This window comes from Rhodanobacter sp. Root480, from assembly GCF_001426645.1.
Taxonomy (GTDB): domain Bacteria; phylum Pseudomonadota; class Gammaproteobacteria; order Xanthomonadales; family Rhodanobacteraceae; genus Rhodanobacter; species Rhodanobacter ginsenosidimutans.
On the sequence record NZ_LMEX01000001.1, the window covers coordinates 1112467 to 1132988 of the forward strand.

General features: G+C 66.7%; 22 protein-coding genes. 20 read left to right on the plus strand and 2 right to left on the minus strand.

Annotation, left to right across the window (positions count from 1 at the left end):
• Window positions 1–64 precede the first annotated feature (64 nt).
• The 17 genes from ASD22_RS05205 (at window position 65) to ASD22_RS05285 (ending at window position 12925) form a co-directional block, all read left to right on the plus strand.
• Window positions 65–337 (plus strand): acyl carrier protein, encoded by a 273-nt coding sequence (locus ASD22_RS05205; protein ID WP_007081957.1) that lies wholly within the window; start codon window positions 65–67, stop codon window positions 335–337.
• A 35-nt stretch (window positions 338–372) separates the two neighbouring features.
• On the plus strand, window positions 373–1134 hold the full coding sequence (locus ASD22_RS05210; RefSeq protein ID WP_056080997.1) for a glycosyltransferase family 2 protein: 762 nt from the start codon (window positions 373–375) through the stop codon (window positions 1132–1134).
• 40 nt (window positions 1135–1174) lie between these two features.
• Window positions 1175–2398 carry a beta-ketoacyl-ACP synthase gene (locus ASD22_RS05215; protein ID WP_056079818.1) on the plus strand — a complete coding sequence of 408 codons (1224 nt, stop codon included), beginning with the start codon at window positions 1175–1177 and terminating at the stop codon, window positions 2396–2398.
• Window positions 2398–3657 (plus strand): beta-ketoacyl synthase N-terminal-like domain-containing protein, encoded by a 1260-nt coding sequence (locus ASD22_RS05220; RefSeq protein WP_056079821.1) that lies wholly within the window; start codon window positions 2398–2400, stop codon window positions 3655–3657. The genes ASD22_RS05215 and ASD22_RS05220 overlap by 1 nt, the downstream gene beginning before the upstream one ends.
• Window positions 3654–4388, plus strand: a complete 735-nt coding sequence (locus ASD22_RS05225; RefSeq protein WP_056079824.1) for a beta-ketoacyl synthase chain length factor — start codon at window positions 3654–3656, stop codon at window positions 4386–4388. The genes ASD22_RS05220 and ASD22_RS05225 overlap by 4 nt, the downstream gene beginning before the upstream one ends.
• Window positions 4367–5155: a lysophospholipid acyltransferase family protein gene (locus tag ASD22_RS05230; protein WP_200946319.1), complete on the plus strand. Its 789-nt coding sequence runs from the start codon at window positions 4367–4369 to the stop codon at window positions 5153–5155. The genes ASD22_RS05225 and ASD22_RS05230 overlap by 22 nt, the downstream gene beginning before the upstream one ends.
• Entirely contained in the window at window positions 5152–5448 is a 297-nt protein-coding gene (locus tag ASD22_RS05235) for a phosphopantetheine-binding protein (RefSeq protein WP_056079827.1), read from the plus strand. Before ASD22_RS05230 ends, ASD22_RS05235 begins: the two co-directional genes overlap by 4 nt.
• Complete coding sequence (locus ASD22_RS05240; protein ID WP_056079829.1) at window positions 5436–5987, plus strand: hypothetical protein; 552 nt, start codon at window positions 5436–5438, stop codon at window positions 5985–5987. Before ASD22_RS05235 ends, ASD22_RS05240 begins: the two co-directional genes overlap by 13 nt.
• Window positions 5984–6613, plus strand: coding sequence for a hypothetical protein (locus ASD22_RS17020; RefSeq protein ID WP_056079832.1), 630 nt, complete (start codon window positions 5984–5986; stop codon window positions 6611–6613). The genes ASD22_RS05240 and ASD22_RS17020 overlap by 4 nt, the downstream gene beginning before the upstream one ends.
• Complete coding sequence (locus tag ASD22_RS05250; RefSeq protein ID WP_056079835.1) at window positions 6606–7604, plus strand: glycosyl transferase; 999 nt, start codon at window positions 6606–6608, stop codon at window positions 7602–7604. The genes ASD22_RS17020 and ASD22_RS05250 overlap by 8 nt, the downstream gene beginning before the upstream one ends.
• Entirely contained in the window at window positions 7576–8019 is a 444-nt protein-coding gene (locus tag ASD22_RS05255; protein ID WP_056079838.1) for an acyl-CoA thioesterase, read from the plus strand. The genes ASD22_RS05250 and ASD22_RS05255 overlap by 29 nt, the downstream gene beginning before the upstream one ends.
• A gap of 8 nt (window positions 8020–8027) precedes the next feature.
• Window positions 8028–8747 (plus strand): class I SAM-dependent methyltransferase, encoded by a 720-nt coding sequence (locus ASD22_RS05260; protein WP_056081004.1) that lies wholly within the window; start codon window positions 8028–8030, stop codon window positions 8745–8747.
• Window positions 8744–9955: a beta-ketoacyl-[acyl-carrier-protein] synthase family protein gene (locus tag ASD22_RS05265; RefSeq protein ID WP_056079840.1), complete on the plus strand. Its 1212-nt coding sequence runs from the start codon at window positions 8744–8746 to the stop codon at window positions 9953–9955. The genes ASD22_RS05260 and ASD22_RS05265 overlap by 4 nt, the downstream gene beginning before the upstream one ends.
• Complete coding sequence (locus ASD22_RS05270; RefSeq protein ID WP_056079843.1) at window positions 9952–10419, plus strand: hotdog family protein; 468 nt, start codon at window positions 9952–9954, stop codon at window positions 10417–10419. Before ASD22_RS05265 ends, ASD22_RS05270 begins: the two co-directional genes overlap by 4 nt.
• Complete coding sequence (gene fabG, locus ASD22_RS05275) at window positions 10412–11140, plus strand: 3-oxoacyl-ACP reductase FabG (protein WP_056079846.1); 729 nt, start codon at window positions 10412–10414, stop codon at window positions 11138–11140. The genes ASD22_RS05270 and fabG overlap by 8 nt, the downstream gene beginning before the upstream one ends.
• Window positions 11141–11231: 91 nt before the next feature.
• On the plus strand, window positions 11232–11672 hold the full coding sequence (locus ASD22_RS05280) for a hypothetical protein (RefSeq protein WP_056079849.1): 441 nt from the start codon (window positions 11232–11234) through the stop codon (window positions 11670–11672).
• Between the two features lie 95 nt (window positions 11673–11767).
• Window positions 11768–12925 carry an isovaleryl-CoA dehydrogenase gene (locus ASD22_RS05285; RefSeq protein ID WP_056079850.1) on the plus strand — a complete coding sequence of 386 codons (1158 nt, stop codon included), beginning with the start codon at window positions 11768–11770 and terminating at the stop codon, window positions 12923–12925.
• Window positions 12926–13035: 110 nt separating this feature from the next.
• Here ASD22_RS05285 and ASD22_RS05290 read toward each other — a convergent pair whose 3' ends face one another.
• Entirely contained in the window at window positions 13036–15891 is a 2856-nt protein-coding gene (locus ASD22_RS05290; protein WP_056079853.1) for a S8 family serine peptidase, read from the minus strand.
• A gap of 219 nt (window positions 15892–16110) precedes the next feature.
• Between ASD22_RS05290 and ASD22_RS05300 the strand changes: the two genes are divergently transcribed.
• The 3 genes from ASD22_RS05300 (at window position 16111) to ASD22_RS05310 (ending at window position 19634) form a co-directional block, all read left to right on the plus strand.
• Entirely contained in the window at window positions 16111–17295 is a 1185-nt protein-coding gene (locus tag ASD22_RS05300) for an acetyl-CoA C-acyltransferase (protein ID WP_056079859.1), read from the plus strand.
• A gap of 160 nt (window positions 17296–17455) precedes the next feature.
• The gene (locus ASD22_RS05305) at window positions 17456–17851 is read left to right on the plus strand and encodes a hypothetical protein (protein ID WP_056079862.1); all 396 of its coding nucleotides are present in this window, start codon (window positions 17456–17458) and stop codon (window positions 17849–17851) included.
• Window positions 17852–18026: 175 nt separating this feature from the next.
• Window positions 18027–19634 (plus strand): carboxyl transferase domain-containing protein, encoded by a 1608-nt coding sequence (locus tag ASD22_RS05310; RefSeq protein ID WP_056079865.1) that lies wholly within the window; start codon window positions 18027–18029, stop codon window positions 19632–19634.
• 33 nt (window positions 19635–19667) lie between these two features.
• Here the strand turns inward: ASD22_RS05310 and ASD22_RS05315 are convergent, their stop codons facing one another.
• Window positions 19668–20519, minus strand: coding sequence for an FTR1 family protein (locus ASD22_RS05315; protein WP_056079869.1), 852 nt, complete (start codon window positions 20517–20519; stop codon window positions 19668–19670).
• Window positions 20520–20522 lie beyond the last annotated feature (3 nt).

Below are 20522 nucleotides of genomic sequence, written 5' to 3' on the forward strand. Positions count from 1 at the left end.
CGCCCGGCCCCTCCCCGTCCATGCGTTGCATGGCATCACCGGAACAAGAGCAGGCGGAACAGTTATGAGCACGATGATGATGGAAGCAGGGATCAGCGACGAAGAGATTCTGGGCAGGCTCAGGGAAGTGCTTCGTGACACGTTCGAGATCGACCCGGCGCGGGTCACGCCGTCGGCGCAGTTGTTCACCGAGCTGGAGCTGGACAGCATCGATGCGGTGGATCTGGCGATCCACGTGCAGGAGATGACTGGCATGCGCATCAAACCCGAGGATTTCAAGAGCGTGCGCACGGTGGGCGACGTCATCGCCACCGTGCACACCCTGCTCGCCCGCTGACCGGCGGCGGCTTGCGTCGGATGTCGGTCCCGCTGATGTCAGTGCCCGCGGCGCGCCTTGCGCCGTGCGCGTTGATTCCGATCTACAACCACAAGCGCACGATCGAGCGCACCGTGCAGGCCGTACGGGCGCACGGCCTGCCGGTGATCGTGGTCGACGACGGCAGCGATGCCGACACCCGCGCGGTGCTCGATGCGCTGAAAGAAAACGGCGACATCCAGCTTCTGCGCCTGCCGCACAACCAGGGCAAGGGCGCCGCGCTGGTCGCCGGGCTGCTGGCCGCGCGCGACGCCGGCCATACCCACGCACTGCAGATCGATGCCGACGGCCAGCACGACACCGGCGACGTGCCGCGTTTCCTGGCCGAATCCCGCGATCACCCGCACGCGATGGTGTGCGGACGCGCGGTCTATGACGACAGCGTGCCCAGGGCGCGCCTGTACGGCCGCTACCTCACCCACGTCTGCGTCTGGGCGGAAACGCTGTCGCTGGCCATCGACGATTCGATGTGCGGCTACCGGCTGTATCCGCTGCACGAAACCTGCGCGGAAATCGCCCGCGCACCATTGCCGGCACGGATGGATTTCGACACCGAGATCGCCGTGCGCCTGCTGTGGCGCGGCGTGCCGGTGCGCAACCTGCCCACGCGGGTGATCTACCCCGAGGACGGGCTGTCGCACTTCCGCATGCTGCACGACAACGCGCGCATCACCGCCATGCACACGCGATTGCTGCTGGGCATGCTGCCGCGCGCGCCGCGTCTCATGTGGCGCCGCTGGAAGAGGCAGGCTGCATGAAGGCGATCATTCCCCACCACCTTGACGAGAAGCCGTTGCGATGAAGCGTGTGGTGATCACCGGCATGGGCGGCATCACCGCGCTCGGCCACGACTGGGTACCTATCGAGGCGCGATTGCGCGCGGGCCGCAACGCCGTGCGCGCGATGCCCGAGTGGGATTATTTCGACGCCCTCAATACCCGCCTGGCCTGCCCGGTGGACGATTTCACCCTGCCGCCGTGGCCGCGCCGGCTCAGCCGCTCGATGGGTCGCGTGGCGCAACTGGCGGTGGCCGCCAGCGAGCATGCGATGCGCGACGCCGGGTTGATCGACGACCCCAGCGTCAGCGACGGCCGCATGGGCGTGGCCTACGGCTCGTCCGGCGGCAGCGTGGAGCCGGCGCGGGTGGTCGGCCACATGCTGGACACCGGTTCGATGCAGGGTGTCACGGCCACCAGCTACATCCACATGATGGCGCACACCACGGCGGTGAACATCGGCGTGTTCTTCCAGCTGAAGGGCCGCGTGATTCCCACCTCCAGCGCCTGTACCTCGGGCAGCCAGGCGATCGGCTACGGCTACGAGGCGATCAAGTACGGCCGCCAGACGATGATGCTTTGCGGCGGCGCGGAGGAGTTGTCCGGCCCCGGCGCGGCAGTGTTCGACGCGCTGTTCGCCACCAGCACCCGCAACGACCAGCCAGGCCTGACGCCGCGGCCGTTCGACCGCGCCCGCGACGGCCTGGTGGTGGGCGAAGGCGCCACCACGCTGATCCTGGAAGAGTACGAACACGCGAAAGCGCGCGGCGCCACCATCTACGCCGAGGTCATCGGCTTCGGCTGCAACTCCGACGGCAACCACATCACCCAGCCCACCCGCGAGACGATGGCCACGGCGATGCAGTGGGCGCTGCAGGACGCGGGCGTTCCCAGCGAGGCGATCGGCTACGTCAGCGCGCATGGCACCGCCACCGATCGCGGCGACGTGGCCGAAAGCCACGCCACGGCCTCGGTGCTGGGCGCGCGCGTGCCGGTGAGTTCGATGAAGAGCTACGTCGGCCACACGCTGGGCGCCTGCGGCGCGCTGGAATCGTGGTGGGCGATCCGCATGATGCGCGAGGGCTGGTTTGCGCCCACCATCAACCTCACCGACGTCGACCCCGAATGCGCCGAGCTGGATTACATCACCGGTGACGGGCGCACGCTTTCCACCGACTGCGTGATGAACAACAACTTCGCGTTCGGCGGCATCAACACCTCGCTGATCTTCCGGGCCTGCGACTGATGGCGCCCGAGCTCCTCGACGCGCGCGGCCTGCCCCGGGTGGTGGTGACGGGGATGGGCGTGGTCAGTTGCCTGGGCAATGGCTGCGAGGCGTTCCGCGACGCGCTGCAAAACAACCGCAGCGGCCTGCGCGCGATGGACAGCTTCGCCCGCCGCGGATTGGACACGCGGGTCGGCGGCCCGGTCGACGTCAGCGCCCTGCCCGAGCCGCCACGCAAGCTGCGCCGCTTCCTGGCCCAGCCGGCGCTGTACGCCTGGCACGCGATGGGCGAGGCGATCGAACAGGCGGGACTCGGCGCGGACCAGTTGGAAAGCGGCGACTGCGGACTGGTGATCGGCGGCGGCGCCTCGTTGAACGAATACGAAGTGGGCCTGGACGCTTATCGCAGCAAAGGCGTGGGTCGGCTGTCGCCATTCCTGGTGTCGCGCGGCATGAGCAGTGCGTTGTCGGCCTGCCTGGCGCATGCGTTCGGCATCCGCGGCGTCACCCAGACGGTGGCCTCGGCCTGCACCAGCGCGACGCTGGCGATCGGCCAGGCGATGGAGCTGATCCAGTTGGGACGCCAGCAGATCGTGCTGACCGGTGGCAGCGAGGAATTGTTCGAAGGCACCGCCACCTGGTTCGACGCGTTCGGCGCGCTGTCCGCGGCCAGCGCCGATCAGCCGCAGCGGGCTTCGCGACCTTATGACCTGCATCGCGATGGTTTCGTGCTGGCCGCCGGCGCCGGTGCGCTGGTGCTGGAATCGCTGGCGCATGCGCGCTCGCGCGGCGCCACCGTGCTGGCCGAGCTGACCGGTTTCGGCGCCGGCACGGACCCTGCCAGCATGGTCGGCCCGGGCGTGGACGGCATGATGCGCGCGCTGCGGCAGGCCTTGCAGCAAGCCGGCACGCTGCCCGATTACATCAACACCCACGCCTGCTCCACGCCGCAGGGCGACCTGCAGGAATGGCAGGCGATCGAGGCGGTGTTCGCCGAACGCGACGCGCCGGTGCCGGCGATGTCGTCGATCAAGGGCTTGAGCGGCCACGCCCCTGGCGCCGCCGGCGCGCTGGATGCGATCGCCAGCATGCTAATGATGCAGCACGATTTCGTGGCGGCGGGCGCGCCGGTGATCGACGCCGATCCCGCATTCGCGGCGGCGCCGCTGGTGCAACAAACCCATGCGCGGCGCATCGACAGCGTGCTGTCCCACAACTTCGGCTTCGGCGGTAGCTGCGCCGCGCTGATGTTCCAGCGGCCGGCGGAGCAAGCCGCATGATCGCGCTGCGCATCGAACAATGGCGGGCGTGGGCGCCCGGCGTGGCCACCGAAGAAGCGTGGCTGGCCTGGGCGCAATCGCCGCGCGTGTTGGCCGACCAGCAGGAGCAGCCCGAGTGCCTGTCGCTGCCGCCGATGCAGCGCCGCCGCCTGAGCCGGCTGGCGCGGATGACGATGGAAGTGGCCTCGCCCTTGTGCGGCGATGACGAGCAGTTGCCGTTCGTGTTCGCCTCGCGCCACGGCGAAACCACGCGCACGCTCGACCTGCTGGGCGACGTGGCCGGCGAGCAACCGTTGTCGCCCACGCAGTTCGGCCTGTCGGTACACAACGCCATCGCCGGCCAGTGGTCGCTGCTGCGCGGCCAGCGCGGCGAATCGGTGGCGATCGCCGGCGAGGCGGATACCTTCGAGCACGCCATGCTGGAAGCGTCGACCCTGCTGGCCGCCGGCGCCCCGTCGGTGCTGGCGGTGATCGCCGAGGAAGTACCGCCGGATGCCTATGACGGCTGGATCACCGATGTACCGTTCTCGTACGCCGTGGCCCTGCGGCTGGGCTGTGCCGATGTGGCGATGCCGGGCAGCACCTGGCAACTCGACCTGGATCGCCACGACGGCGACACGCCGCCCTGCCCCTGGCCGCATGCGCTGGATTTCCTGCGCGCCATGCAGACCGCCGCCCCCTCGTTGCAGCACGCGTGGAAGAGACGTCGATGGCAGTGGCAGCGCAGCTGATGGAACGCCGCCGCGATGCGTGGCTGTGGCGGCTGCTGGCCACGGGCGCCAGCTTTGCCGTGTTCGGCATCGGCGGGGTGATCCTGCGGGTGCTGATCCTGCCGTTGTTTGCACTGCTGCCCGGCGGTCCGCTGGCGCGCCGTCGCCGCGCCCGTGCCGCGATCAGCCGCGCGTTCCATCTGCATGTGCAGTTCATGTACCGCACCCGCGTGCTCGACTTCCACATCGATGGCGCCGAGCGGTTGGGCCGGCCGGGGCAACTGGTGGTGGCCAATCATCCGTCGCTGATCGACGTGGTGTTCCTGATCTCGCAAATGCGCGATACCAATTGCGTGGTGAAGGCCAGCCTGTGGAACAACCCATGCATGCATGGCGCGGTGCGCGCGGCGCAATACATCAGCAACAACGGCAGCCCGGAAATGCTGGAGCAGGCCGCCAACGTGCTGCGCGGCGGCGAAACCCTGGTGATGTTTCCCGAGGGTACGCGCACCACGCCGGGACAGCCGCCGGTGTTCCATCGCGGCGCCGCGGCCATCGCGCTGCGCGGCGCACGCACGATCACACCGGTGTACATCTCGGTGGCACCGACCACGCTGACCAAGGCCGAACCGTGGTACCACATCCCCTGGCGGCGGGTGATGGTGCACCTGCGCGTGGGTGACGACATCGACCCGGCCACGTTCGACAACGCCCCCATGCCGATCGCCTCGCGACGCCTGAACCAGCACCTGCATCAACTCTTCCTGCAAGGACTCGACGCCTCATGACCACCCAAGACCCCGTGTCCGCACAGGCCGCGCTGGAGCAGGAAATCGCCCAGCTCATCATCGACACGCTGAATCTGGAACACCTGACGGTCGCCGACGTGGCGGTGGATCAGCCGCTGTTCGGCGAAGGGCTGGGGCTGGATTCGGTCGATGCGCTGGAGCTGGCGTTGGCGCTGCAGAAGCATTACGCCATCCGCATCGAAGCCGACGTCAAGGCATCGCGCAAGCATTTCGCCACCGTGGCCAGCCTGGCCGCCCTCGTGCAGGAGCAGCGCAGCGCATGCGGCAGCTGATCGCCAGGATCGCATTGCCGCTGGCCGGCGTGCTGTATCCGTTTGTCGTGTATTTCGGCACGGAGAAAGTCGCGCCGCCGATCTTCGCGCTGGTGCTGGGCGCGATCTGGCTGATCCGCGCCCCAAGCCTGCTGCGCCAGCCAGGCGGGCGCTGGATGGTGGGCATCTCCCTGCTTTACTGCGTGCTGCTGATGTTCACCGGCGAGGCAATGCTGCTGCGCTGGTACCCGGTGCTGATCAACCTGTTCCTGCTCGCCGCGTTCGGCTGGAGCCTGGTCTACGGCCCGCCCTTCATCGAGCGCTTCGCCCGTCTTCGCGAGCCCAATCTGCCGCCGGCCGCCGTGCGTTACACCCGCGTGGTGACCTGGGTGTGGGTGGGCTTTTTCGCGTTCAACGGCAGCATGTCGGCCGCACTGACGCTGTGGGCGCCGCTCTCGTGGTGGATGCTCTACAACGGCATGATTTCCTACGCGCTGGTGGGCATTCTGTTCGGCGGCGAATGGGTGCTTCGCCAGCGATTGCGCCGGAGCTTTGCATGAGCCCGCTGGCGTCCGCGGCCAGGGCACTCGCCGACCATCCCTGGCTGGATGGCGCGTGGGCCGGCAGCACGGGCGCGTTGCTGTTGCTGAGCCGCCAGGGCCAGGCCGAGTTCCATCGCGAAGGGCGCCAGTCGTTGCTGGACGCATTGCAATCACAGCTCGCCACGCGCGATCTGGCTGTACCGGGCAACTGGCGCCTGCTGGATGCACCGCCACCGGCCACCGACCACGCCACCATCGAGCAGCTGCTGGCAACACCGCGTCCGCGCCAGATCACGCCCATCGCCGAACAGAAAAACGCGGGCCGCTGGAAACTGGACCTGGTGCTGCCATCTGACCTGATCCTCTTCGACGACCACTTCCGCACGGCGCCGGTCTTGCCGGGCGTGGTGCAGGTGGCGTGGGCGCTGGCGCTGGCTGCGCCGCGACTGGGCACGTCGAACCACTGCCGCGAGATGGAGGCGCTGAAATTCCAGCGACTGCTGCGCCCCGGCGACCTGCTGCAACTGGACCTGCATTACGAGGACGAGCCCGACACGACGCTCGGAAAGCTGCACTTCGCCTACCGCCTCGCCGGCCAGCATTGCTCGTCCGGACGCCTGCGGGTGACGCTCGCCCATGGCTGAGCACAGCACCGACAAGCAGCATTGGGCCGCGCAGCGCGAGCGCGGAAGCTTCTGGCTGATGAAGCTCACCGCGTTCGGCCTGCGTTTGCTGGGGCGGCGCCCGATGACGCCGGTGCTGTATGGGATCGTGCTGTACTTCTTCGTGTTCGGCCGCCGCGCCCGGCACAACGTGCGCCAGTACCAGGATTACCTCGCCCAATGGAGCGGACGCAGCGAGCTGCGCCCCACCCTGCGCAGCGTGTTCGGCCAGTTCATGGCCTTCGGCGAAAGCCTGCTTGATCGGCTCGACGCCTGGCACGGCAAGCTGAAACTCAGCCAGGTGACGCTGCACGATCCCGATGGCGTGCGCCAGCGGCTGATGAAAAACCGCCAGGGCGGCCGCGGCGAGATCCTGGTCGGCACCCATCTGGGCAACCTGGAGGTATGCCGCGCACTGGCCGAACTGGGCGAGCAGGTGCCGCTGAACGTGCTGGTGCACACCGCCAACGTGGCCCACTTCAACCGCCTGCAGAGCGCCGCCGGCGATCATCAACTGCACCTGATGCAGGTCAGCGAGATGGACGCCGCGCTGATGCTCGACCTGTCGCAACGGCTGGATCGCGGTGAATGGCTGGCGATCGCCGGCGACCGCGTGCCGCTGCAGGACGGCCGCCGCGTGGTGGTGGATTTCCTCGGTCATCCGGCGCCGTTTCCGCAAGGCCCGTGGATGCTGGCCGGGCTGCTGCGCTGCCCGGTGAACCTGATGTGCTGCCTGAAGATCGACGGCCGCTACCAGATCCACCTCGAATCCTTCATCGACGCGCCGGCCTGGGACCGCCGCCAGCGCGAGGCGCTGATCAAGGGTTGGGCGCAGCGCTATGCCGATTACCTGGCGCGCAAGTGCCTGCTGGCGCCGCGGCAGTGGTTCAATTTTCACCCCTACTGGCACGTCGACGCGCCACTACCCGCCACTGGAGAAAACGATGCGCAGCCGCGGCGTGTTGCACCTTGATACCGAGATCACCGTGCCATTCTTCGACGTCGATTCGATGAGCGTGGTCTGGCACGGCCATTACGTGAAGTACCTGGAGATCGCGCGTTGCGCGCTGCTCGACATGATCGGCCACAACTACCTCGACATGCAGGCGTCCGGCTATGCCTGGCCGATCATCGACCTGCAATTGCGCTACGTGCAGGGCGCGCGCTTCGGCCAGCGGCTGCGCGTGCGCGCGGATCTCGCCGAATGGGAAAACCGGCTGAAGATCAACTACCTGATCAGCGACGCGCAAACCGGCGAGCGGCTGACCCGCGCCAGCACGGTGCAGATCGCGGTCAGCGCCGACGGCGTGATGCAGCTGGTCTCGCCGCAGGTGATGATCGACGCGGTCGAGCGCCATCTTCCACCCTCTTCATCAACCCTCGCCTGATGCCTGCCATGAATTACGCCAGCTCCACGTACGTCGAGGAAACCCGTATCGGTTTCCGCTTCCTGAGCACATTCACCTGGCAGCACCACGTGCTCCGCGTCGCCATCAACGACCTGAAGAAACTCTGCGGCGAACCGGCGCCGCAAGGTGGCGTGCTGCTGGACGTGGGTTGCGGCCAGGGCAAGTCGTTCCGGCTGCTGCAGGATGCTTTCCAGCCACAGCGGTTGATCGGGCTGGACGCCGATCCGCACAGCATTGCGTTGTCGCGAGCCGAAGCCGACAAGGAGCAGATCGGCGCCGAACTGATCGCCGGCGACTGCGCGCAGATCGACCTGCCCGACGCCAGCGTCGACATCGTGTTCTGCCACCAGACCTTCCATCACCTGGTCGAGCAGGAACGCGCGCTGGCCGAGTTCTGGCGCGTGCTGAAACCCGGTGGCGTGCTGCTGTTTGCGGAGTCGACCAAAGCCTATATCGACACCTGGGTGATCCGCTGGTTCTTCCGCCATCCGATGCATGTGCAGAAGAGTGCGGACGGCTATTTGCAGATGCTGCGCGAACAGGGTTTCGTGTTCGGGCCGCAGCAGGTTTCGCTGCCCTATCTGTGGTGGAGCCGCGCGCGCGACTTCGGCCTGCTGGAACGCTGGCATCTGAAACAGCCGCCACCGCCGGGCAAGCGCGAGGAAACCCTGGTCAACGTGGCCGCCCGCAAGCCTGCCGTCCCATGACGGCTTATCTCAACGCGCTGGGCGTGATCTGCAGTCTTGGCCACGGAAAGCAGGAGGTTGCCGCCGACCTGTTCGCCGGCGACGCCAGCAGCATCCGCGCCGAAGCCGGCTGGGTGCCGGGACGCTCGCTGCCGCTGGGTGCGGTCAGCCATGAATTGCCGCCGATACCGCCGGCGCTGGCAGCCACGCGGGACAACTGCGCCAACCGCCTGTTGCTGGCCGCGGCGCTGGAGATCGAGAGCGATATCCGTGCGGCCATCCACCGTCACGGCGAGCACCGCGTCGGCGTCGTCATCGGCACCAGCACCACCGGCATCGAGCACACCACCGAAGCGATCGACCATCGACGCCGGCACGGCCAGTGGCCGGACGACTACCGGTATGCCGATCAGGAGCTGGGCGCGCCGGCTGAGTTCCTGGCCGAATGGCTGGCGCTTTCCGGCCCCGCCTATGGCATCTCGACGGCATGCACCTCCGGCGCGCGCGCCCTTATCAGCGCACAGCGCTTGCTGCAGATGGGCGTATGCGACGCGGTGCTGTGCGGCGGCGTCGACACGCTCGCGCGATTGCCGGTGAACGGCTTTCTGGCGCTGGAGGCGCTCGATGCCGACCACTGCCAACCGTTCTCGCAGAACCGTCGCGGCATCAACATCGGCGAGGCCGCGGCGCTGTTCCTGATGACGCGCGAACACGGTGGCGTTGTTCTCGCCGGCAGTGGCGCCAGCTCCGACGCGTACCACATGTCGTCACCCGACCCGCAGGGCCTGGGCGCGCAGCAGGCGATGCGCGATGCGCTTGCCCAGGCGCAGCTCGATCCGGGCCAGATCGACTACGTCAACCTGCACGGCACCGCCACCGAACACAACGACCGTATGGAAAGCCACGCGATGACGACGGTGTTCCCGCGCGGCGTGCCCTGCTCCTCGACCAAGTCGCTGACCGGCCACACGCTCGCCGCCGCCGGCGCGCTGGAAGCCGCGTTCTGCTGGCTGAGCCTGCTGGACGGCGAGCACCGTTTGCCGCCGCACATCTGGGACGGCGTGGCCGATCCGGAGCTGGCCGCACTGGATCTGATCGACACGCAGCGCCGCCTGCCGGCACAAGGCACGCGGCGACTGATGAGCAACTCGTTCGCGTTCGGCGGCAACAATGCCAGCCTGATCCTGGCCGATGCCAGCGCCGGAAACAGCGAGGAAATCCCGCCATGACGCATGGGCCGATTGCCGACCTGCTGCCCCACACCGGCGACATGATCCTGCTCGATTCGGTGCTGGAGGCCGAAACCGACCGCATCGTCTGCGGACTCGTGGTGCGGCCGGACGGCCCGTTCAACGACACCGATGGCAGCCTGCCCGCGTGGTGCGGCGTGGAGTTGATGGCGCAGGCCGTGGCGGCATGGTCGGGTTGGACGGGGAAGCAGGAGCACCGCGCGGTACGTCTGGGCTTCCTGCTCGGCACCCGCCACTACCGCTGCAATGTGGACGCGTTTGCGCCGGGCAGCGAGCTGGCCGTCGAGGCATTCCGCAGTTTTCACGACGACAATGGCATGGCCATGTTCGCCTGCCGCATCGACGCCGAAGGCATCCACGCCGAAGCCCGCCTGACCGTCTTCAGCCCACCCGACAGCGACGCCTTCCTCGCCTCCCTTGCATCGAGTCAGCCCCATGTCTGAAACCATTCTCGTCACCGGCTCCAGCCGCGGCATCGGCCGCGCGATTGCCCTGCGCCTGGCCCGCGCCGGCTACACGCTGGTATTGCATTGCCGCTCACGGCGCGAAGAGGCCGACGCGGTACGCGGCGAAATCGAGGCGCGGGGCCAGTCGGCCCGCGTGCTGCAATTCGACATCGCCGATCGCGCCGCCTGCGCCGCCGCACTGGAAGCGGACGTGGCCACCCACGGCGCGTACTACGGCGTGGTCTGCAATGCCGGGTTGACCCGCGACGCGGCGTTTCCCGCGCTCAGCGGCGACGATTGGGACAGCGTGCTGCGCACCAACCTGGATGGCTTCTACAACGTGCTGCATCCGTTGATCATGCCGATGATCCGCCGCCGCGCACCCGGCCGGGTGGTCTGCATCACCTCGGTCTCCGGCATCATCGGCAACCGCGGCCAGGTCAACTACAGCGCTTCCAAGGCGGGCGTGATCGGCGCTGCCAAGGCGCTGGCGGTGGAGCTGGCCAAGCGCAGGATCACCGTCAACTGCGTGGCCCCCGGCCTGATCGAAACCGACATGCTCGACCCCGAGGTGCCGGTGGAGCAGATCCTGAAGATGGTCCCGGCCGAACGCACCGGCACGCCCGACGAAGTGGCGGCCGCGGTGGAGTTTTTGCTGGGGGCCGACGCAGGCTACATTACCCGCCAGGTGTTGGCCGTAAACGGCGGCCTGTGCTGAAGGGGATTGTTCAAGCACACGTTACGGAGATGGTTTCCCGTGCTTTGCCGCGGTCAGACGACCGCATCGATTCATCACCAAGGAGTCCCGCATGAAGGCTAAAGTTCTCGCCCTGACCCTGCTCGCGTTGTCCGCTGTTCCCGCCATCGGCATGGCCGAAGACGTGGTGTACCTGTCGTTCCAGGACACCGTGGCCGCCGCCACCGCATCCGGCAAGCTCGATGGCAGCGTGAAGTTCTACCTGGAAGGCAACCAGCCGGCCGGCAAGGTGGACGTGGTCAACAACAACGTCGTCACCAACAAGAAAACCAACGCCTTCGGCAAGTCCAGCCAGGAATCCTGCAGCTGGGCGCTGCAGTCGGCGCTGATCACGCTGCAGGACGCGGCCAAGCAGGCCGGCGCCAATGCGGTGGTGGACATCCAGAGCTACTACAAGAAACAGGTCCACAGCGACCCGAAAAACTACGAATGCCACAAGGGCGCCCTGATGTCGGGCGTGGCGCTGAAAGGCAAGCTGGCCAAGGTTCACTGAGCCAGGACGAAACACGGCGCGGTGTCGCCAGCGAGGCGAGCCGCGCCTGCGTTACCATCGACGACCCAACACCCGCGTCGCCATGGAGTCCGTCAATGCGTCCGTTTCCGCTCGGAGAAGACATCGACCTGCTGCGCGAGACCGTGCACGCGTTCGCGGAGAAAGAGATCGCCCCGCGCGCTGACAGGATCGATCGCGACAACCTGTTTCCCGCCGACCTGTGGCACAAGCTGGGCGAGATGGGCCTGCTCGGCATCACCGTCGACGAAGCGTACGGCGGCACCGGCCTGGGTTTCCTGGCGCACATGGTGGCGATGGAGGAAATCTCGCGCGCCTCCGGTTCGGTCGGCCTGTCGTACGGCGCGCACTCCAACCTCTGCGTCAACAACATCTTCCACAACGGCAACGAAGCGCAGAAGCAGAAATACCTGCCGAAGCTGTGCAGTGGCGAACACGTGGGCGCACTGGCGATGAGCGAACCGGGCGCCGGCTCCGACGTGGTCGGCTCGATGAGCTGCAAGGCCGAGTTGCGCGGCGATGTGTGGGTGGCCAACGGCACCAAGATGTGGATCACCAACGGCCCCGACGCCGATGTGCTGCTGGTGTACATGCGCACCGCACCACGCACCGCGGGCAGCCGCTGCATGACCGCCTTCATCGTCGAAAAAGGCATGAAGGGTTTCAGCACCGCGCAGAAGCTGGACAAGTTGGGCATGCGCGGCTCCAACACCTGTGAGCTGGTGTTCGAGGATTGCGAGATCCCGCCCGAGAACATCGTGGGCGAGGTCAACGAAGGCGTACGCGTGCTGATGAACGGGCTGGACACCGAGCGGCTGGTGCTGTCCGGCGGTCCGATCGGGCTGATGCAGGCGGCGCTGGACATCACCCTGCCCTACGTGCGCGAGCGCAAGCAGTTCAATGCACCGATCGGCACGTTCGAGATCATGCAGGCGAAGGTGGCCGACATGTACACCGCGCTGCAGAGCTCACGCGGCTTCGCCTACCTGGTGGCGCAACAGTTCGACAGCGGCGTGAAGTCACGCATCGACCCGGCCGCCTGCCTGCTCAACGCCTCGGCCAACGCGGTGAAGGTGGCACTGGAGGCGATCCAGTCGCTGGGCGGCAACGGCTACATCAACGAATTCCCCGCCGGCCGGCTGCTGCGCGACGCCAAGCTGTACGAGATCGGCGCGGGCACCAACGAGATCCGCCGCATGCTGATTGGGCGGGAGCTGTTTCACGGGAAGGCGTGAAAAGGCCGGGATTGGGGATTCGGGATTGGGGATTCGTTAGAGCAGAGCGCCCGACCTTCCCGCTCTGAAGCCCCTCTCCCGAAGGAGAGGGGCAAGAGCAAGAGCTAGCTTCAGAACACCCAATTGAAGCTGGCCGTTGCCATTTTCGCCTGCTGGCGCTGACCCAGATACTGGTCGTAGCCCAACTGGAAACTGACCCGCGGGCTGAATGTCCAGTCCAGCGCCGCGCCCGCCATGCCGCCGTAGCGCGCCAGCCCGATACCACCCACCGGCGCCCATTGATTCACGCCGCTGAAGCTGGCCTGGAACACGTCGCCGCGCATCCCGAACGATTGCTGCCACAGCAGATGCGTCTGCAACTGCACGCTGCCGCCGCGGTCGAACTGCCATCCGCGGGTGGCGCGCACACCCAGACCGGCCTGCCAGCGCGCAACAGTTTGCGCCTCCGATTTCAACCCGAACCCGGCGCCCCCCAGTTCGTTGAAACCGTCGCGTCGGATCTGCGCGTACTGCAGGTTGGCATACGGCGTGACAACGCTGCGACCAAACGCCAGGCGGTAGCCACTTTCCCCGTAAGCCACGCCGTAACGGCCACCGCTTCGGCTGCTGACACTGCTGGACTGCGCACCCAGCTCAACCGTGCGCCGCATGTTTTCGCGATAGCTGCCGATGCCGAAGCGGCCCATCGTGTACCACGCGCCATCGATCACGCCGCCGTACAACATGCCTTCCACCGCGTGACTGCGGCCCTGGTCCGCACTCTCGGCCAGGCGGCCAAGGCCCTGGCTCTGGCTCAACGCGAAGCCGGCCACGCCGTTGCCGCCGATACGATAGTCCTGGCCGGCCATCCAGCCGCTGAGGTCGTAACCGACCTCGTTGTAGCCGCTGCGCGACATTCCGCCGTGATAGCCCAGGTTCTGCGTCCAGCCACCAGCGCCAGGTGTGCTCAGCAGGTTGTCGAAACGATCCGACAAGGCGCGCGTACCGGCATCGATCGCCTCGAACGTCATCGCCGTGCTGGCCGCATGCAACTGCCCGGACAGGCTTTCCAGCGAGCGTTGCAGCGTTTCGACGTTGGCTGTGCGCTGCAGGCTCGCTGCCGCCTTGATGAAGCCGCTGCTGACTGCCGCACTGCCCGACGTGCCACCACTGAGCTGGCTGTTGATCTGGCCGAACGCCGCATCGACCCGCTGCGCGGCACCGTACGACGACGCCGTATAGGCAAGCCCCGATACGGTGGTGGCATTCACCTGAGTGACATTGAGCCAGGCGTTATTGGCGTCATAGCCCAGCGAGGCATTGAGCAGGGTCACGTTGGAAGCCTTGGCATAGCCGCTGAAGGCGCCGGTCAAGCCGCCCGCCGCGCTCAGCACGACGGTGTGCGAATCGGCAACGTAGCTGCCTTCCTTGCCGATCACATAGAGATCGCCACCGGTGATCGTCGCCTTGCCCGCTACCTGCAACATCGAACCCAGCGACACGGCCAGGCGACCACTGCCTTGCTGGGTGTAATCGCCGGCTACCGAAACATTGCCGCCATTGACCCCGATGACGCCATCGTTGACGACATCGCCACCGATGGCATGCGTGTTGGCCAACGTACCCGACGCACCGATGGTTACGCCCGAAGCCAGCGATTTCGCCACCAGCGTGCCTGCTTGCACCTGGGTCAGCCCGGCGAAGGTCGAGGGCTGGGTCAGGGTCAACGTGCCGGCCCCCTGCTTGACCAGTCCGCCGGCACCCGAGATCGGATTGTTCCAGCTGGAGCTGCCCGGCACGCTCACGGTGACGTCGCCCCAGTTGAACTTGGCCGGCCCGTTGACGGCCTTGCCTACATTGAGCTCGCCATAGCCGAACACCTTGTCCACACCCGCCACACCAAGGTCGTCGGCCGTGCCAAGCAAGGTCTGCCGTACCAGGTCGTTGCTGAAATACGGGTAGGCCTGCCAGACCAGCGCGGCCGCTCCGGAAACCTGTGGTGCCGCCAGCGAAGTGCCGCCGACGACCAGATAGTTGATGTCGGTGGTGGTGTCATCCTTGGCGCTGACGATCACGTCGCCGGGCGCGGCAAGGCAGTAATTCATGGCCACGCCGCAGGCGTTGGAATAGCTGGCCAGTTGGGTCGGATGGTTGCTGTCAACCGCCACCACGGTAAGCCAGCCGCGCTCCAGATCGGGTGCGCGACTCGGCAACGCCGCGACGTCACTGGGGTTGGCCTCGCCACTGTTTCCCGCCGCCATCACGACCAGCCCGCCCCAGGTATTGATGAAGGGGGCGTAGGCGTCGTGGAAGCTCTTTGTCGTGGCCGTGGCGGTATCGGACCAGTACAGCCCGCCCCATGAGTTGTTCGAGATCTTGACGTTGTTGGCTATCAGGTCGTCATTGATCGTGCCCAGCGGGTCGGCGCTAGTGACCAGGTTGCCCTGGCCGGTACCATCGTCGGTCGGCTCGACGTCGCTGATGATGCGTGCCGACACCAGTTGCGCGCCCGGCGCGATGCCACCAGCGAAAAGGCCGAACGCCTTGCCCGCCGCAATTTCCGACACCCAGGTGCCGTGGCCAACCACGTCATCGATGGAGGTGTTGTTGAAGGACGAGTCGACATAGATCAGCTCCTTCGCTACCCGGCCGGCGAGCGCAGGGTGGTTGCGCATAATGCCGCTGTCGACGACGCCGATGGTGACCCCGGTGCCATTGAAACCCTGCGTATGCGCCGCCCTGGTATTCGTGATGCTGAGCTGGGCATCGATCGGTGGATCCGGGGTGGGCCCGGGAGTGGGAGTGGGTGTCGGCGTGGGGGTTGGGGTTGGCGCCGGAGTGGGCGCAGGCGTCGGTGTCGGCGTGGGTTTCACGTTGCCGATGCCACCGCCTCCACCGCCTCCACCACCGCATGCGCTCAAGGCCAGCGCCATGCCAACCACCAGCGCCGTCTCGCAGCGACGCACGTTCTGAGCGACAGTTTTCATGTTGTTTCCCCTTTGGAGTCCCGGAACGGGGCATGGCCACCAAACTTCGTGAGCTACGGCGCCGAACTCGAATACTGACACAACGAAAAGCTCACGAGATAGCGCCCGCACCGCATGGTAGCTTCGCCCTTCCCGGTTTGCGGCGACTTGTCGCCAACTGGGATAATCACCGGAATATCCTGCAGGCGCCAGCGCCTCTCAAGCATCGCGGAGATACCCATGTCGGACGACAGCATTGTCATTGCCGGTGCCAAGCGCACCGCAATCGGTTCATTCCTCGGCCAGTTCACCGGCGTTCCCACGCCGACGCTTGGCGCCACCGCGATTCGCGCGGCGCTGGAGCAGTCCGGCGTGGCCGCGGCGGACGTCAGCGAGGTGCTGATGGGTTGCGTGCTGCCTGCCAACCTGGGCCAGGCGCCAGCCCGCCAGGCGGCGCTGGCCGCCGGGCTGCCCGCAAGCACCGGTGCCACCACGGTCAACAAGGTGTGCGGCTCCGGCATGAAGGCCATCATGCTCGGCCACGACCTGATCAAGGCCGGCTCGGCCACCATCGTGGTAGCCGGTGGCATGGAGTCGATGACCAACGCCCCGCACATGGTCAATGCGCGCACGGGTATCCGCTATGGCGACGGCAAGCTGGTCGACCACATGGCGTGGGATGGCCTGACCAACCCTTACGACGGCCAGTCGATGGGCGTCTTCGGCGAACTGTGCGCGGACAAATACCACTTCACCCGCGAAGAGCAGGATGCCTTCGTGATCGGCTCGGTCGAGCGCGCACAAGCCGCGCAGAAGAACGGCGCGTTTGCCGGCGAGATCGTCCCCGTCACCGTCAGCGGCCGCAAGGGTGATGTGCAGTTCGATACGGACGAGCAGCCGGGTCGTTCCGACATCGCCAAGATCCCCAGCTTGCGGCCCGCCTTCCGCAAGGAAAACGGCAGCATCACTGCCGCCAGCTCATCCAGCATTTCCGACGGTGCCGCCGCCGTGGTGCTGCTGACCGCGGCCGACGCCAAGGCACGCGGCCTCACCCCGCTGGCCCGCATCGTGGCCCACGCCACCCATTCGCAGGAACCGGAATGGTTCACCACCGCGCCCGTCGGCGCCATCGGCAAGGTGCTGGAAAAGGCCGGCTGGAATATTGCCGACGTGGACTTGTTCGAGATCAACGAGGCATTTGCGGTGGTGGCGATGGCACCCATGCGCGAGCTCGGCATCCCGCGCGACAAGATCAACGTCAATGGCGGCGCCTGCGCGCTGGGCCATCCCATCGGCGCCAGCGGTGCGCGACTGGTGGTCACCCTGCTCAACGCATTGAAAACGCGCGGCCTCAAGCGCGGCATTGCCACCTTGTGCATTGGTGGTGGCGAAGCAACCGCGATTGCGGTCGAATCCGTAGACTGAACCCTCACGCGGGACGCGCAACAATCCGCTCCGCCAATGAAAGCGGGTTAAACCGGTTTTTAATGTGCACTGAAGCGTTGCTATAAAAATGTGGCGCAGGTTCGACGAAAGCGCTATTAATACACGGCCAAACGGCATTCCACGGCAAAGGAGATCCACCATGAAGTTTACGCGTACCCTACTCGCCTCCGCGCTCGTCGCGCTGTTGGCGGCATGCAGCAACGGCGCGCAGGATTCCGCGCAGGACGCCCAGAAGTCCGCTGATACGGCTCAGCAGGCTGCTGATACCGCGCAGCAGGCTGCTGCGCAGGCTCCGACCACGGAAGCGGTGCAGGCTGCTGATCAGGCCAACACCGCGGCTGACGCTGCCGGTCAGGCGGCTACGCAGGCCCAGCAGGCTGCCAGCGCTGCTTCCACCGCAGCCGGCAACGTTGCTGACCAGGCGACGGACGCCGCTTCGAACGCTGCCGACCAGGCCGACAAGGCTGCCGACGCTGCGAAAGACGCTGCCAGCACCGCGAAAGACGCTGCAGAAGACGCCAAGAAGGGTAATTGATCCCTGGCTGGTTTCCGAAAAAACGGCCGCCTTGTGCGGCCGTTTTTTTTTGCCCGTCATTCGGCACGCACCACCGGTCGAAACGATGAGAGAGTCAATTGGTTGAAACCACCGCCACGGCTATCATCGGGGATCGACCACGCCAATACCCGGCAAAATCCATGGACCTGTCAGCATGAGTGTCATCGCCTCGCAGATCGACCTTCGTTCCCCTGATTACCAGGCAGCCCATGCGCGCCTGCAAGCACTGGTGAACGACCTGCGCGACCAACTGGCCCACGCGGGCAACGGTGGTGGCGAAAAGGCCCGCGACAAGCACACCGCACGCGGCAAGCTACTGCCACGCGAGCGGATCCGCGCCCTGCTCGATCCGGGCTCGCCGTTCCTCGAACTGTCGCCGCTGGCCGCTCACGCCATGTACGACAACGCAGCACCGGCAGCGGGGCTGATCACCGGCATCGGTCGCGTCAACGGGCTGGAAGTGGTCGTGGTCGCCAACGACGCCACGGTCAAGGGCGGCACCTATTTCCCGATGACGGTGAAAAAGCATCTGCGGGCGCAGGAAGTGGCGCTGGAAAATCGCCTGCCCTGCGTCTACCTGGTCGATTCCGGCGGCGCCTTTCTGCCATTGCAGGACGAAGTGTTTCCCGACAAGGAGCATTTCGGCCGCATCTTCTACAACCAGGCGCGGATGTCTGCGCTGAACATTCCCCAGATCGCGGTGGTGATGGGCTCGTGCACGGCCGGCGGCGCCTATGTGCCGGCGATGAGCGACGAAACCATCATCGTGCGCGACGAAGGCACCATCTTCCTGGGCGGTCCGCCGCTGGTGAAAGCGGCCACTGGCGAAGTGGTGGATGCGCAGACCCTGGGCGGTGCAGACGTCCATACGTCCATCTCCGGCGTGGCCGACCATTACGCCGAGAACGACGCGCATGCGCTGTCGATCGCCCGTGACATCGTCGCCAGCCTCAACCGGGTCAAGTCCATGCCGTTGGCGCTTCGGGCGCCGATGGAACCGAAATATCCCGCCGAAGAGCTCTACGGCGTGATTCCGGAAGACACCCGGCGCCCGTTCGACATCCGCGAAGTGATCGCGCGCATCGTCGACGGTTCCGAACTGCACGAATTCAAGGCGCGCTACGGCAAGACCCTGGTTTGCGGCTTCGCGCATATCCACGGCTATCCCGTCGGCATCATCGCCAACAACGGCATCCTGTTCGCCGAGAGCGCGCTCAAGGGCGCGCACTTCATCGAACTGTGCAACCAGCGCAACGTGCCGCTGGTGTTCCTGCAGAACATCACCGGTTTCATGGTCGGCAAGAAATACGAGCAGGCCGGCATCGCGAAAGATGGCGCGAAGATGGTGACCGCCGTGGCCTGCTCGCACGTGCCGAAATTCACCGTGGTGATCGGCGGCAGTTTCGGCGCCGGCAACTACGCCATGTGCGGCCGCGCCTTCGGCGCGCGTTTCCTGTGGACATGGCCGAACGCGCGCATCTCGGTGATGGGTGGCGAGCAGGCCGCATCGGTGCTGGCCACGGTCAAGCGCGACGGCATCGAGGCGCGTGGCGGCGAATGGCCGGCCGCCGAGGAAGAAGCGTTCAAGGCGCCGATCCGCGAGCAGTACGAGCGCCAGGGCCATCCCTATTACGCCAGTGCGCGGCTGTGGGATGACGGCATCATCGATCCGGCCGACACCCGTCGCGTACTGGGCCTGGCAATCTCCGCGTCAATGAACGCGCCGATCGAACCGCAGCGCTACGGCGTGTTCCGGATGTAAGCCGCGCGCAGGTGCGCTGACTGGCCGGCGCAGCTACTGCGCGGGTTGGCCCAGGCCGTCCGGCAGCGCGTGCTTTGCGACCGCTGCACCAGCATGCCCGCGCGCCCACCGCGCACCAGCCCAGAGCAGCAGCAAGGTCGCCGCGAAAAACAGCATCTGCATGCCCGCCGGTTGCGCGTCGTAACCCACCAGAACGTGTGCCGCCTGCCCCGGCAACGAACCATTGGCGAGCAGCCACGAGCTGTCCCACAACCGGTAACCCAGGGCCGGCACGATGTTCGCCTGGATCAGGTAACGCGCCGCCGTGGATGCCAGGCCCGCGGCCAGCAACACCAGCATCGCGTTGGTGGCGCTGAAGAAATGCCGCAGGGGAATGCGCAGCAATCCGGCGTACAGCGCGTAACCCAGGGCCGCACCGGCGACCACGCCGACCGACAAACCTGCCCACAAGTGGTCCGCACCACCGGCGCGCATGCCGAACAGGAACAGCACGATCTCCGAACCCTCACGCAGCACCGCCAACGCCACCACCGCAAGCAGCATCACCATCGAACTGGCACCCGCTTTCACGGCGCTGCCCATGGCCTGCATCTGCCGGCTCAACTCGCGGCCGTGGCTGGACATCCACACCACATGCCAGCCGATCATCAATACGGCGGCCAGCAGCACGCCCGCGTTGAAAACCTCCTGGCCCGCGCCACTCACCGCTGCGGCGAGCCAGTCAGCCGACCAGGCGACGAGCGCCGCGCCGACCACGCCCAGCGCAATGCCGCCGCCGATGAACAGGCCGCGCTGACGCACGCCGCGAGTGGCCGCAGCCACCACGCTGACGATCAGCGCCGCTTCCAGCACCTCGCGAAAAACCAGCAATGCGATAGCCCACATGCG